Source organism: Paracoccus sulfuroxidans, assembly GCF_007830335.1.
GTDB classification, from domain to species: Bacteria; Pseudomonadota; Alphaproteobacteria; order Rhodobacterales; family Rhodobacteraceae; genus Paracoccus; species Paracoccus sulfuroxidans.
The window spans coordinates 405,463-420,154 of record NZ_VLKU01000002.1 but is presented as its reverse complement, the minus strand read 5'-3'; the positions used below and the strand labels follow the sequence as shown (position 1 = coordinate 420,154).

10 protein-coding genes are annotated in these 14,692 nt (G+C 66.8%); 6 read left to right on the top strand and 4 right to left on the bottom strand.

Features of this window, described 5'->3' with window-relative positions; translation table 11 throughout:
- Positions 1 to 115: 115 nt before the first annotated feature.
- The 4 genes from IQ24_RS04575 to IQ24_RS04560 form a co-directional block, all read right to left on the bottom strand.
- Positions 116 to 778 (bottom strand): YjbF family lipoprotein, encoded by a 663-nt coding sequence (locus tag IQ24_RS04575; RefSeq protein WP_145396614.1) that lies wholly within the window; start codon positions 776 to 778, stop codon positions 116 to 118.
- Positions 775 to 2,976 carry a YjbH domain-containing protein gene (locus IQ24_RS04570; protein WP_145396613.1) on the bottom strand — a complete coding sequence of 734 codons (2,202 nt, stop codon included), beginning with the start codon at positions 2,974 to 2,976 and terminating at the stop codon, positions 775 to 777. Before IQ24_RS04570 ends, IQ24_RS04575 begins: the two co-directional genes overlap by 4 nt.
- 85 nt (positions 2,977 to 3,061) lie before the next feature.
- Positions 3,062 to 3,988, bottom strand: a complete 927-nt coding sequence (locus IQ24_RS20055; RefSeq protein WP_158637475.1) for a hypothetical protein — start codon at positions 3,986 to 3,988, stop codon at positions 3,062 to 3,064.
- 152 nt (positions 3,989 to 4,140) lie between these two features.
- Positions 4,141 to 5,523: an L-serine ammonia-lyase gene (locus IQ24_RS04560; protein ID WP_145396612.1), complete on the bottom strand. Its 1,383-nt coding sequence runs from the start codon at positions 5,521 to 5,523 to the stop codon at positions 4,141 to 4,143.
- 230 nt (positions 5,524 to 5,753) lie between these two features.
- Here IQ24_RS04560 and dusB point away from each other — a divergent pair, with 230 nt between their 5' ends.
- The 6 genes from dusB to trkA all read left to right on the top strand — a co-directional run bounded on the left by dusB (position 5,754) and on the right by trkA (position 14,689).
- On the top strand, positions 5,754 to 6,761 hold the full coding sequence (gene dusB, locus IQ24_RS04555) for a tRNA dihydrouridine synthase DusB (protein ID WP_145396611.1): 1,008 nt from the start codon (positions 5,754 to 5,756) through the stop codon (positions 6,759 to 6,761).
- Complete coding sequence (locus IQ24_RS04550; protein ID WP_145396610.1) at positions 6,758 to 7,918, top strand: two-component system sensor histidine kinase NtrB; 1,161 nt, start codon at positions 6,758 to 6,760, stop codon at positions 7,916 to 7,918. Before dusB ends, IQ24_RS04550 begins: the two co-directional genes overlap by 4 nt.
- 8 nt (positions 7,919 to 7,926) lie before the next feature.
- A complete protein-coding gene (locus IQ24_RS04545) occupies positions 7,927 to 9,396 on the top strand; it encodes a response regulator (protein ID WP_145396609.1) in 1,470 nt (489 codons plus the stop codon).
- A gap of 84 nt (positions 9,397 to 9,480) precedes the next feature.
- Positions 9,481 to 11,733, top strand: coding sequence for a sensor histidine kinase NtrY-like (locus tag IQ24_RS04540; protein WP_145396608.1), 2,253 nt, complete (start codon positions 9,481 to 9,483; stop codon positions 11,731 to 11,733).
- A gap of 1 nt (position 11,734) precedes the next feature.
- On the top strand, positions 11,735 to 13,123 hold the full coding sequence (ntrX, locus tag IQ24_RS04535; RefSeq protein WP_145396607.1) for a nitrogen assimilation response regulator NtrX: 1,389 nt from the start codon (positions 11,735 to 11,737) through the stop codon (positions 13,121 to 13,123).
- Between the two features lie 189 nt (positions 13,124 to 13,312).
- On the top strand, positions 13,313 to 14,689 hold the full coding sequence (gene trkA / locus IQ24_RS04530; RefSeq protein ID WP_145396606.1) for a Trk system potassium transporter TrkA: 1,377 nt from the start codon (positions 13,313 to 13,315) through the stop codon (positions 14,687 to 14,689).
- The last annotated feature ends 3 nt before the right edge of the window (positions 14,690 to 14,692 follow it).

The window sequence follows — 14,692 nt, the reverse complement described above, 5'->3', positions numbered from 1 at the left end:
CAGCCCTTTTTCTTTGTCCAATCGACTTCTTTCTGGCCCGCGTCACGCTGGAAACAGACCATGAAAAAGGCCCGCACGAAGGCGGGCCTTTCATCTATCGGAAGGGGCGTTCCCGTCAGGGACGCAGCTCCTGAATGGTGACATAGCCAAGCGCCGGGCCGATCCACTGGCGCGAGACAGTCACGCGGCCACCCTGAACCAGATAGTTGTTCTGGAACTTGGCACCATAGCCTTCGCAGCTTTCCAGCATCACGCCCGCATTCGGGCCTGGCGAGACGGTGCAGTTCATCGGCAGCGGCCGCTCAAGCCCGTCGCCCGAGTAATAGCGCATCGTCCGCTGCGACTGGCCGCTGCGGCTGGCGCGGATCAGCGCCGCCGAAGAGGACGCCTCGGCGACCGACAGATCATTGCCCAGACCGCGGGTGCCGACCAGCATGCCATTGCGCAGGATCAGCGCCTGCTCATTCTTGGTCATATAGGTGCGCATGCCGTTGTTTTCGCCGGTCATGGCCATCACCTGGGTCGAGCCCATGCTCTCCAGCCCGACAAGGATCAGCGGGCCGGGGTTCACGCGCAGCGCCTCGGCGGCCATCGCACTCGGGTCGGCAGGGGCGGCGGGTTTCGCGGCCTCTTTCGACTTGCCTAGGCTGCCCGCGCTTTGGCGCGCGGCGTCAAACAGCGTGCCATAGATGCCGCGATCGTTGCCCTGATTGCCACAGGCCGACAGCGCCACAACCATTCCCAGAGCCAGAGCAGCCCGCGATTTCAAACCGATCATCGCCAGAACCTCCCCCAGCCTTGGTACATCTGGCCCGACTGACTGTCGCGGACCTTTTCGTAAAGACGCCCGTTGACGCGCAGCTTGCTGCCGCCATCGCGCGAGAGCGAGCGGACGTCGCCGCCGACCATGCGCATGGACGGCTGGCCCGTGGCCCAGCCCAGCGGGATCGAGACGGAAATGCCCTTGTCGAACGAGCCTTCGCCGAAGTCCTCGGCGCTCATATCGGTCTTGGTGACCCAGGCCCCGACGCGCCAGCCATTGGCGAATTCGCGGCTCAGCGTCACGGTCGCGCCCTTGTCGCCTGCCAGATACTGGCCGACATCCAGCTGCGCGGTGATGCCGTTCGAGAATTCATAATAGGCCGACACATGGCCCGTGGTGACTTCGTAATCGCGGAAGCCGAAGACATCGCGGAAGTCCCGCTTGCGGACGCGGTCCAGCTCTGCGCCAAGTGCCAGCGACGAGTTTGACGGCCACCACAGCACCTCGGTCGAGACGCCGCCAAAGGTGCGCTCCAGCAGACCAACGGTGACGCGCGTATAGACGTCGGGGGTGGGCTTGGCGTACCAGGCCAGCGTCAGCTGCGGGATCGTCGGGCTCTTGTTGCCCGCATACATCCGGCCGTCCGAGCGCACGCGCGGCACATTGCCATCGTAATCGCTGTCGAGCGCTTCATATTCCTCGACCGACATGCCGCCAGGGGCTTCCTGCTTGGTCGAGCCCAGCACGCGCTGACGGATCGTGCCCGACAGGATCAGGCCCGGCGTCATCTCGTATTCGCCGGTCAGTTCGGCGCCCAGCTCATAGCGGAAGGGCTCATCCGGGTCGAACATCGAGGTCGAGACATAGGGCTTCAGGCCCCAGCGGAAGCGCGGGAACAGTTCGGGCGTCAGCACCAGATTGCCCGGGCGCGGATCGGCGCTGGTCATGACCGAGGCCTGGGCGATCTGCCCGGCCTCAGAGTTCTCCAGCCGCTCGACATCCGAGCGGCGCAGCGTGACCGAGCTGGTCGGCACGCCGCCCGCCGAGGAGGTGATCACCAGCGTCTCGACCGAGGGTGGCAGGGCGCGGGTCATCAGACGCGCGGTGCGTCCGACGGCTTCGGCCTGCTGGATATAGCGGTTGTTGCGGATCCGAACCTCGGCCCGGTTGGCGTCGAGCGCCATGGATTCCAGCACCTGACCCTCTTTCGCGAGAGCGTCGCCCAGTGCCTTCTGGATCGCCGGTTGCGCGGTCGGATCGGCCGACCATGCACCCGACCAGCCATCCGGATCGGCGCTTTGCGCGACGCGCGGACGCACCGGGGCGGGGGCTTTCTCCAGCCCCGAAGGATAGGCCGCCTGACGCGGGTTCATCGCGACCGACAGGTTCAGGCCGAACTGCTTGCCGCCCAGCACATAGCCGCCGATGCTGTAGTTCTGGCCGATGGCATAGTTGAAGCCCAGGTTGATGCGGTTCTTCAGCTCATCCGAGTCGCTGACCCATGCCTCGCGCGAGCAATTGTCGCGGTCGCCGGTTTCGCAGGCGTAATTGTCGCCCGAATACTCGGCCATCAGCGACAGCTTGTCGGTGGCCATCCAGGTGGCGTTGATGAAGGGTGCGACATCGCCGCGGAACCACTGGTCGACGTTGGGCTTGCCGCCCTCGTTCTCATCGGGGCCGGGCCGGTCACCAAGATTGCCAATGCTGCCGACGCTGGCCAGACGGCCCCAGCCCAGACCGGCGCTAACGCGCAGGCGCGGGTTGATGGTCTTGGTGGCGACGACATATTCGGCGCCATAGATGCCCGTGCCCATGAAGTCCTGCAGGCCGATGGCAACGGCGGGACGCCAGCCTTCGGTGTCTTCGTCCAGGAACTGATAGCGCAGGTCGAAGCTGCGGTCCCAGATGTGGCCGCGGTTCTGCTGCAGACTGTCGATGCGGGCATAGCGCAGCGCCACGGTCAGGCGCGGCAGGGCCTGAAAGACCAGCGTGTTGCGCCGCGACATGTCGGAATAGTTGATCGTCGCGCCCAGCGTGGCGTCGGGCAGCATCTCGGCCGTGGGCGTGTCGATGGCCCCGGGCAGGCCGTAGCTGTTCATCACCTTGCCGATCAGCGGATCGGTATGGCCAGCCGCAGGCGGCAGCAGCAACAGCAGCGCCGCAGGCAGGGTCGAGGCCATCAGGCGGCGGGTCAGACGTGAATGGGCGCGCATGGGCGGGTCCTCTCAGAAACTTGGTCCGCCTTTGGAGCGGGGGTGGTCCCGGCCGATGGGCGGCAGGGACCGGGTGTCAAAGGCGTCACTCGGCCGGGGCGTCCGCCTTGTCCGCATCCGACGAGGGTGCGGGCAGGACGACGGGCGGCTTGGCCGGAGTGGTCGTTTCGGGGGCCGTGGTCGATGCCTCGGGCGTGGTGGCCGGGGGCGTCATAGTGGTGGTGGCCGGTGGGATCGTCGTGCTTGCCTCCGGCGTGGTCGTGCTGGTCCCGGTTGCCGAAGGCGTCGAGGCCGCACCGGTCGACGGCGTGGTCGTCGACGGCGTCGCGGCAGGCGCGGTGGTCGAGGGCGTCGTCACTGCCGGGGTCGTGGTGGCAGGCGTCGTCGTCGACGGGGTGGTGGTCGTCGGCGTCGTTTCGGTCGCGGCCGGGGTTGTCTCGGCGGGCTTCGTCTCGGCCGGTTTCGGCGCTGCGGGCTTCGGCGTGCTGCGCGGCTTCGGCGTCGAGGACGAGGCGCGGACCTGCGGCGTGGGAACCTCGGTCGCGGCTTCGGCACAGCCGGTCATGCGCTGGCTGCCTGCACGCACGCGGGCCGAGAAGGGCTGCTTCTTGCCATCGGCGGCCTGACATTCATTGGCCTGCACGTTCAGCGTGAACGGCGCGCCGTTCATCACGCCCGCGAATTCGACGCCATTGCCATAGGTGATGCGGCGGACAGTGACACCGACCGAGCGCTGGCCTGCGCGCTCGAAGACGGCCAGCTTGTCGCCTGCCGTGACCGCCCAGCCTGCGCCCGAGGCGCGGAAAATGGCGGTGCCCATGGTGCGGGCTTCGGCGGTGGCGACGGCCACGGTCTCGGCGCTGGTCTCGATCGGCTGATCGATGGGCGAGACCGAGGGCGGGCCGGAATGCGCGGGCACAGCCGGTTCGTCGGATTTCTGGAACGGAAGCTCACCACAGGCGGCGAGGGCCACTGTCACGGACAATGCGGCAAAAGCCGTGCGGAATTTCATTCTGTCTGTCCCGGTTCACTGGTTTTGTTTTGTAAATCGCTACAGGAACAGCCCTGTTTCGGCAAGCGGCGATGGGGCGTGCCCGCGATCATCTGCGGGTCCACGCCGATTTTCTGCAACATCTTGTGTTCAAGAGGCCGTGAGGCGACGGGTCAGCAGTTCGGGACGTTGACCGCCAGCCCCCCCAGAGAGGTCTCTTTATACTTCTCGCTCATGTCGCGGCCGGTCTGGCGCATGGTCTCGATGGCCGCATCCAGCGGCACGAAATGCTTGCCATCGCCGCGCAGCGCCAGCGAGGCCGCGCTGACCGCCTTGATCGCGCCCAGACCGTTGCGTTCGATGCAGGGCACCTGCACAAGGCCTGCGACCGGGTCGCAGGTCATGCCCAGATGATGCTCCAGCGCGATCTCGGCGGCGTTTTCAACCTGCTCGGGTGTGCCGCCCAGAACGGCGCAAAGCCCCGCAGCCGCCATGGCGCTGGCCGAGCCGACCTCGGCCTGACAGCCCGCCTCGGCCCCCGAGATCGAGGCGTTGTGCTTGACCAGCCCTCCGATTGCGGCGGCGGTCAGCAGGAATTCGGGGATCTGGCGCGGGGTCGCGCCCGGCACATGGTCCAGCCAATAGCGGATCACCGCAGGCACGACGCCCGCCGCGCCATTGGTGGGGGCGGTCACGACCTGACCTCCGGCGGCGTTTTCCTCGTTCACGGCCATGGCATAGGTCGACATCCAGTCGTTGATGACATGGGGAGCGGTCTGGTTCAGCCCGGCTTCGGCCTTCAGCGCCTCATGGATGGCGGCGGCGCGGCGGCGGATCGACAGCCCGCCCGGCAGCGTGCCCTTGGTGTCCAGCCCCCGATCCATGCAGTCGCGCATGACCTGCCAGATGCGCATGATGCCATCGTCAAGCTTGCCCTCATCGCGGAAGACACGCTCGTTCTCGCGCTTCATGGTGGCGATGGATTTGCTGGATTTCGCCGCATATTCCAGCATTTCGGCGGCCGAGCTGAAGGGGAAGGGGACCTGCGGGACATCCTCGGTCCGGGTCTCGCCGCCCTTCTGGGCCAGTTCGGCCTCAGTCAGCACGAAGCCGCCGCCGACCGAGTAATAGACCTCGCGGTGAATGACGTCGCCCTGCGCATCGGTCGCCATCAGCACCATGCCATTGGCATGGCCCGGCAGCGCCTTGTCATAGTCGAAGATCAGGTCGCGCTCGGGGTCGAAGACCAGATCGCCCAGCCCCTCGGGCGACAGCACCCGCGTTTCGCGGTTCAGGGCCAGCGTGGCCTCGGCCTTTTCCTGATCCATCGTCTCGGGCAGGAAGCCCGCAAGACCAAGGATGGTGGCGCGGTCGGTGGCATGGCCCTTGCCGGTGAAGGCCAGGCTGCCATGCAGGCTGGCGCGCAGGCCATGCACCTTGAAGGGCAGCCCCCTCAGGGCATTCAGGAAGCGGCCTCCGGCGACCATCGGCCCCATCGTGTGCGAGGACGAGGGGCCCACCCCGATCTTGAAGATGTCGAATACCGACAGAAACACTGCGCGTCTCCTGTTTTTCTGAAACCAGATTAGCCTTTCGCCCGGCCCGAAAGCCAGAGCCCTTGCGACGCGCGCCTGTCAAAGCTGCGACAGTTGCACGATCCGGGTTTGAGTAATATTTAGGCAGCACGCGCAAAAATTCAGCAGTTGTCATCGCGGGCCGGTTTCATGGCCGCAAACGCCGGTGCCGCTTCTTCGCAACGACAGGCCAAGCGCCTACAGGTCAGAACATGCAGATGCCCGAACCGATCATTCTTGGCGACACCCGGCTGGGGCCTCCGGTCTTTCTGGCCCCGATGGCCGGGATCACCGATCTGCCGTTCCGCCGTGCGGTCACCCGCCATGGCGGTGCGGGGCTGATGGTCAGCGAGATGGTCGCCTCGACCGAGATGGTGACGCCGCGCCCCTCGACCCGCGCGGCGGTGCGCGCGAAGGCCCTGACCGAGGGCGTGCTGCCGGTCTCGGTCCAGATTGCCGGGCGTGAGGCGGGGGCCATGGCCGAAACCGCGCGCATCGTGGCGGGCATGGGCGCGCGAATCGTCGATATCAACATGGGTTGCCCGGCCAAGAAGGTGACGGGGGGCCTGTCGGGTGCGGCCCTGATGCGCGACCTTGATCATGCGCTTGGCCTGATCGACGCGGTCGTGGCGGCGGTGCCGGATCTGCCGGTCACGCTGAAGATGCGGCTGGGCTGGGACGACGATTGCCTGAACGCGGCGGAACTGGCGCGGCGCGCCTCGGACGCGGGGGTGCGCATGCTGACGGTGCATGGCCGCACGCGGGCGCAATTCTACAAGGGCACGGCCGATTGGGCGGCGATTTCCGGGGTCGCGAACCTGCCGGGGCGTCCGCCGCTGGTCGCCAATGGCGATGTGGTCGACGCGGACTCGGCGCGGGCCGCGCTGGCGCGCTCGGGTGCGGATGCGGTCATGGTGGGGCGCGGCGCGCAGGGCGCGCCCTGGCGGCTGGCGCAGATCGCCCATGCGCTGTGGGACACGCCCGCGCCCACGGTCCCGCAGGGGGCCGCGCTGGCCGAGGCGGTGGCCGAGCATTACGAAGACATCCTGTCGCTTTACGGCCGCGATCTGGGCCTGCGCGTCGCCCGCAAGCATCTGGGCTGGTACGCCGAGGCGAATGGCGCGCCGAACCGGGCCGAGCTTCTTTCTGCCGTCACGCCCGAGGCCACCGTGGCCGCCATCCGGGCAGGCTTTTCCGGCGCAGGCGAGGCCCGACAATGAGCCGACGCACCGCCTCTGGCCCGCCGCTTGCAGGGCCGCAGCAGGGGGCGGGTTTCGTTCCGGCGCAGGTCGGACCCAACTGGGCGGCGTTGCCGTTGCCCGCGTTGATTCTGGACAGTGAGGGGCGCATCGCCGCGCTCAATGATCTGGCCGAGGTTTTCCTGAACATCTCGAACCGCTCGGCCCTTGGGCAGGAGCTGGAGGGCCCCGAGATGCAGGGCCGCCTGCGCATCGTGCCGCCGCTGGCCTCGGTCATCGCGCCGATCCGCGCCGGGCATGAGGCGCTGAGCCACAGCGGCGTCCGCTTCGAGATCGGCGACCGTGCCGGGGGGCACGCGCCCCGCCTTGCCACGCTGCACGCAGGGCCGGTGCCCGACCCCGAGGGCGGTGTCATGGTGCTGATCGCGGCCAGCGACGGCGCGGGGCGGCTGGGGCAGGGCGTCGCCGCCCGCTCGGCCGCGCGCAGCGCCATCGGCATGGCCGAAATGCTGGCGCATGAGATCAAGAACCCGCTGGCGGGCATCCGGGGGGCGGCGCAGCTGATCGCCATGAACCTCGCCCCCGAAGACCGCGATCTGGCCGAGCTGATCGTCGCCGAATCGCGCCGCATCGTCGAACTGCTGGAGCGGGTCGAGAAATTCGGCGACACCTCGGGGCCGCGCCTGCAGCCGGTGAACATCCATGACGTGCTGGAACGCGTGCGGCGTCTGGCGGTGGTGGGCTTCGGCAAGGGGCTGCGGATCACCACCGAATACGACCCCTCGCTGCCGCCCGCGCTGGTCGACAATGACCAGCTGGTGCAGGTCTGCCTCAATCTGGTCAAGAACGCCGCCGAGGCGCTGCAACGCGCGGGGCGCGGCCATTCCGGCGCGATCCGCCTGCGCAGCTTCTATGACGGCACCCTGCGCCTTGCCCCCACCAAGGCCGAGCCGCAGGGCCGCAGCCTGCCCTTGCAGATCGAGATTGAAGACGACGGCCCCGGCATCCCCGAGGCCATCGCCGACGAGGTGTTTGAGCCCTTCGTCTCGGGCCGCGAAAACGGCTCGGGGCTGGGGCTGGCGCTGGTCTCGAAGATCATCGCCGACCACGGCGCCTGGATCGCGCTGGATTCGCGGCCGGGCCGCACCGTATTCCGCATTTCATTGCCCAAAGCCTGAGGAACGACATGGACGGAACCGTTCTGATTGCCGATGACGACCGCACCATCCGCACCGTGCTGACGCAGGCGCTGACGCGGGCAGGATGTCGGGTCCATGCCACCGGCTCGCTGGGGCAGCTGATGCGTTGGGTCGAGCAGGGCACCGGCGATCTGGTCATCACCGATGTGATGATGCCCGATGGCAATGGCATCGACACCATCCCGCATATCCGCAAGCTGCGCCCCGACCTGCCGGTCATCGTGATCTCGGCTCAGAACACCATCGTGACCGCGATCCGCGCGACCGAGGTGGCGGCCTTCGACTATCTGCCGAAGCCCTTCGACCTGCCCGATCTGATGCTGCGGGCGGCGCAGGCGCTGGCGCGGCGGGTGCGCAAATCCGACCTGCAACCCCAGCCCGAGGGCGTCACCACGACTGAGGAAAGCGATCCCTCGCTGCCGCTGATCGGCCATGCGCCCGCGATGCAGAACCTGTTCAGGCTGGTGGCGCGCGTCCTGAACGCCGAACTGCCGGTGATGATCACGGGTGAGGCCGGGGTGGGCAAATCGGTGATCGCGCGTTCCTTCCACGAGCTTTCGGAACGTAGCGGCGCGGGGCTGGCGGTGCTGACCTCGGCCGATACTTCCGAAGAGGCGATCCAGCAGGCCATGCAGCGCGCCTCTGGCGGCACGCTGATCATCGAGGACCCGGCGGGCTTCGATCAGGCCGCGCAGGCGCGGCTGATCGGCACCGTCGAAAGCTGGGAAGCCGGGCCCAGCCGTGCGCAGATGCCGCGACTGGTGACCACCGCCGGACCGCAGCCGCAGGCCGAGGTCGCGGCAGGGCGGCTGCGGGCGGATCTGTATTTCCGGCTGGCGGGCGTCTCGATCGAGGTTCCGCCGCTGCGCGCGCGCGTCGATGACATCCCGCCCCTGGCGCGGCATCTGCTGGCGCGGGCGGCCTCGCAGGGCCTGCCGCAGCGCAGCCTGTCACCGGGGGCCACGGCCTTGGTGCGCGCCTATCCCTTCCCGGGCAATGTGCGCGAGCTGGAAAACCTGATGCGCCGTCTGGCGCTGATCGCCGCCGCCTCCGAGATCTCCGAGGCCGAGGTGCGGGCGAACCTGCCCGAGGTCTCTCAGGTCATCGCGATGCAGCCGGTGCCGCGCGCGGCACCCGCAAGCGCCGCCTTCGCGCCAGGGCAGGGAGGCGGTGTCGCCGCGCTGCCGCTGGGGGAGGAGACCGGGGGGCAACTCTCGCAATCGGTCGAGACGCATTTGCAGCGCTACTTCGATCTGCACGGCGACCAGTTGCCGCCGCCCGGGCTTTACGACCGCATTCTGCGTGAAATCGAGAAGCCGCTGATCGAGATCGCTTTGGATGCGACCGGCGGGAATCAGCTGCGTTGCGCGGACCTTCTCGGCATAAATCGGAACACGCTGCGCAAGAAACTGACAGAACTGAATATCGAGGTGACACGGCGGCGCAAGCTGATGTAAAACGGCCACAGATGGCTGCGCAGGAGTCGCGCATAGGCCACATGTAAGCCGCGGCAAAGCGGCGTGGGCGTGAGGACGGGACAGATGGCGGCAACGCTGTCCAGTGGGACTTGGGAACGTGTGGCGCGGCTGCGCAAGCAGCGGCGTTGGCGAAATGCGTCGACACTGGCTTTGGCCCTGCTGGGGCCGGCGCTGGCAGCGCTGACCTTTGCTGTCATGGGGCCATTTGCCGACAATGGCTGGGGCAACACCTGGCTGCGGCTGATCCTGCTGATCGACCTTGTCTATCTGATCGTGCTGATCGGTCTGGTCGTGGCGCGGATGACGGGCATCGTCACCGCCCGCAGGCGCGCCGCTGCCGGGTCGCGGCTGCATCTGCGGCTGGTGGGCATTTTTGCCACCATTGCGCTGGTCCCCACCGTGCTGGTGGCGCTGTTTGCCGGTGTCACGCTGAACATCGGGCTTGAGGGCTGGTTTTCGAACCGGGTGCAGCAGGTGGTCACCAGTTCACTGGCCGCTGCCGAGGCCTATCAGGACGAACACCGCCGCGACCTGACGAATGATGCCCAGCTTCTGGCAGGCGCGCTGACGCAGGCCGCGCGCGTGAACCCGATGCTGGATGACGGAGAGCTGCGCAGCCTTCTGGGGCAGGGGCAGGCGCTGATCCAGCGCGGCCTGCGCGAGGCCTATGTGGTCGACGGGCGCGGCGCGATCCGCGCGCGGGGCGAGCGCAGCTATCAGTTCTGGTATGAAGAGCCGACCGCCGCCCAGTTCGACGAGTCGCGCGCCAAGGGGCTGGTGCTGATCGAGGATTGGCAGAACAACGAATTCCGCGCGCTGGTGCCGCTGCGGCCGCTGGCCGACCGCTATCTGTACGTGACCCGCGACGTTGATGGCAGCCTGCTGGGCCTGCTGGACGACACACGCCAGACCGTCGGCGAATACCAGCGGCTGGAGAAAGAGCGCGGGCGGGTGCTGCTGGAATTCTCGCTGCTCTATCTGGGATTTGCGATGCTGCTGGTGATGGCGGCGATGTGGCTGGGCCTGTGGTTCGCCGATCGCCTCTCGCGTCCTATTGGACGGCTAGCCGAGGCCTCGGAAAAGGTCGGGCAGGGCGATCTGGACCTGCAGCTTCCGCGCCTCGACACCGGCGACGAAATCGAGACGCTGGGCGAAAGCTTCAACCACATGACCCGGCAGCTGAAGACGCAACGCGAGCAGCTGGTCGAAAGCTATCGCGCGGCGGATGACCAGCGGCGGCTGTTCGATTCCGTGCTGTCCTCGGTGACGGCGGGCGTGATCGGGCTGGACGCGGCCGGAGAGATCGACTTCCTCAACCGCTCGGCCACGCGGCTGGTGGGGCTGGACCCCGCGCGCGATCACGACCGGCTGCTGTCCGAGGCGGTGCCGGAATTCGCGCCGCTTTTCGAGAAGCTGTCGCATTCCGTCGCCGAAAGCGTGCAGGACGAAATTCGCCTGCCCCGCGACGGGCGCGTCGAAAGCCTCTTGGTGCGCATGGCCATCCGGCGTGGTGCGGCGGGGGGGCTTGAGGGCTATGTGGTGGCGCTGGACGATGTGACCGATCTGGTCTCGGCCCAGCGGATGGCGGCCTGGGGCGATGTCGCCCGCCGCGTCGCGCATGAGATCAAGAACCCGCTGACCCCGATCCAGCTGTCAGCCGAACGCGTGCGGCGCAAGTTCGGCCCGATGGCGGGCGAGGACCGCGAGGCGCTGGAGCAATATACCGACGTCATCATCCGCCAGACCAATGACCTGCGCCGGATCGTCGATGAATTTTCCCGCTTTGCCCGCATGCCCGAACCGGACCGCAAGGAAACCGATATCGCGAAGCTGCTTCTTGATGCCGAACTCATGCAGCGCGACGCGCTGAAGGGGGCGCTGGTGTCGCAGATCCCCGATGAGCCGGTGATCGTCGATGCGGATGCGGGCATGATGCATCAGGTCTTCACCAATCTTCTTAAGAATGCCGGTGAAGCGGTTGATGAGCTGGCGAAAAATCCGCCCGAAGGCTGGCAGCCTCAGGTCCTTGTAGAGCTTGAGGCCGAACATAACACGGTGACCATCCGCATCACCGACAACGGCCCCGGTCTGCCCGAGGATCGCACGCGCCTGTTTGAGCCCTATGTGACCATGAAGCCGGGCGGCACCGGGCTGGGGCTGCCCATCGTCAAGAAGATCGTTGAGGAGCATGGCGGCAGCCTGATCCTGACGGACGCTCCGGATCACCGCGGCGCCATGGCCGAGATCCGCCTTCCCCGAGAACGACAGCCGGTGCGCCTGTCTGCGCGCCGCCAGAAAAACGAGCAGGAAAATTGAGATGAGTGATATTCTGATTGTCGACGACGAAAAGGACATCCGGGAACTGATTTCGGACATCCTGCGCGACGAAGGTTACCAAACACGAATGGCGGCGAATTCGGATCAGGCGGTGGCCGAGCTGAACTCGCAGGAGCCTGCGCTGATGGTTCTGGATATCTGGCTGAAGGACAGCAAGATGGACGGGATCGACATCTTGAAGCAGGTCAAGCGCAACAATCCCGATGTGCCGGTGGTCATCATCTCGGGTCACGGCAATATCGAAATCGCGGTCGCCGCGATCAAGCAGGGCGCTTACGACTTCATCGAAAAGCCCTTCAACATCGACCAGCTTCTGGTCGTCATCCGCCGCGCGATGGAGACGAGCCGCCTGCGCCGCGAAAACGCCGATCTGAAGAAGGGCGACAGCCGCCCGGGCGAGATGCTGGGGAACTCGGCTTCCTTCAAGCGGCTGCGCGACCAGCTGGACAAGGTGGCGAAGTCGAACGGCCGCGTCATGCTGACGGGTGAGCCGGGCGTTGGAAAGGAACTGGCCGCGCGCTATGTCCATGCGCAAAGCCCGCGCGTGCGTGCGCCCTTCATCACCGTGCCCTGCGCCACGATCGAGCCCGACCATATGGAAGAGGTGCTCTTCGGCCGCGAAACCCCGGATCGCGGGATCGAGCCCGGGCTGCTGGAGCTTGCGCATGGCGGCGTCGTCTATTTCGACGAGGTGGCTGACATGCCGCTGGGCACGCAGCCCAAGATCCTGCGTGTGCTGACCGAACAGCAGTTCACCCGCTCGGGCGGGACCGACAAGGTAAGGGTGGACCTGCGGGTCATTTCCTCGACCAACCGCGATCTGGCGGTCGAGATCGCCTCGGGCCGCTTCCGGCAAGAGCTTTACGACCGGCTGAACGTGGTACCGGTCGCCGTGCCCTCACTGTCCGAGCGGCGCGAGGACATCCCCATGCTGGCCGAGCATTTCATCGAGCAGTTCCACGTCGCTCAGGCGCTGCCGCTGCGCGAACTGCCCGAAGAAACCGCCGCCGCGCTGCAAACGATGACCTGGCCCGGCAACATCCGCCAGCTGCGCAACATCATCGAGCGGGTGCTGATCCTTGGCGAGGACACCGGCCCGATCCAGCCGTCCGAGCTTGAAACGCAGGGCGGGGGCGGCAGCAATGGCGAGGTGCTGGCCCTTGGTCCGCAGATCACCAGCCTGGCGCTGCGCGAGGCGCGCGAGTTGTTCGAGCGGGAATATCTGCTGACCCAGATCAACCGCTTTGGCGGCAACATCAGCCGCACGGCGCAATTCGTCGGCATGGAACGCTCGGCCCTGCATCGCAAACTGAAGTCGCTGGGCGTCGTCGGCGGCGTCCGGGTCGAGGATGAGATGACCGGCAAGTGACGGGCGGGGCCGGTGCCCCGAGCAGCGGTTCAACTTGCCTGCCATTTCATGTAATCCAGCCGGAGGTGCCGGTCCCCGGGTCTTTGTTCGCTTGTCTTTGTTTGCTTGTTTTTCGGACCGAATAGGCGAATCTGAAGGAAACGTGGCCACCTCTGCCGAGGTGGCGGCCCCAGACGGAATGGATCAGGCATGAAGATCATCATTTGCGGCGCGGGACAGGTCGGCTGGCATATTGCCCGGTATCTTTCCAGCGAACGCAACGACGTGACCCTGATCGACACCAATGCCGATCTGGTGCGCCGCGCCACCGATGCGCTGGACGTGCAGGGCGTGACGGGCTTTGCCAGCCACCCCGATGTGCTGGACCGCGCGGGGGCCAATGACGCCGATCTGATTATCGCCGCGACCCATTCCGATGAGGTGAACATGGTCACCTGTCAGGTCGCGCATTCGGTCTTTCAGGTGCCGCGCAAGATCGCGCGGCTGCGCAGCTCGGCCTATCTGGACGCGATCTATTCGGACCTTTACCGAACCGACCATCTGGCCATCGACGTCGTTATCAGCCCGGAACGCGAGGTCGCGCGCTCGGCCATGCAGCGGCTCTCGGCCCCCTCAACCTTCGATGCCGAGACCTTTCTGGACGGCAAGCTGCACCTGCTGGGGATCGCGCTTGACGAGGATTGCCCGGTCCTGAACACGCCGCTGCGGCAGCTCAATGAGATGTTCACCAGCCTGACCGTCATGGTCGTGGGCGTGCGGCGCGGCACGCGGCTGTTTGCGCCCGAACCCAATGACCAGCTGTTCGCGGGCGATCAGGTCTATGTCTTCACCCGCGCCGAGGACGTGTCCCGCACGCTGGAGATCTTTGGCAAACAGGCCGAAAAGCAGGACCGCGTGGTCATCATCGGGGCGGGCAACGTCGGCCTTGCCGTGGCGCAGGCGCTGGAGGCGAAGCCCAATCGCGTCCACGTCAAGCTGATCGAGCGCAACCGGGGCCGGGCCGAGGATGCCGCCGACAGCCTGAACCGCACCATCGTGCTGAACGGCGACGGGCTTTCGGCGGAACTGCTGGAAGAGGCGGGCGTGCCCCGCGCCGATGCCGTGCTGGCCCTGACCGAGGATGACAAGACCAACATTCTGGCCGCCGTGCGGGCCAAGCAGGCGGGGGCGAAGCTGGCGATCTCGCTGGTCAATGACCCGACGCTGATGCCGCTGATGGATGTGCTCGACATCGACGCCTTCATCAACCCGCGCGCCAGCACCGTGTCGACCATCCTGCGGCATGTGCGTCATGGCCGTGTGCGCGATATCTATTCGATCGGCGATGCCGAGGCCGAGGTGATCGAGGCGCAGGTGCTGTCGACCTCGCCCTTCGCGGGCCGCACGATCCGCGAAATCGATGTGCCCGAAGGGGCGCTGATCGGCGCGGTCCAGAAGAATGGCCGTCTGGTCAAGCCCAGCGGCGATCTGCGGATCGAGGAAGGCGATATCGTCGTGATCTTCTCACTTGCCGCAGATGTGCCCGAGGTCGAGCGCCTGCTGCAGGTCTCGATCGACTTCTTCTGACGT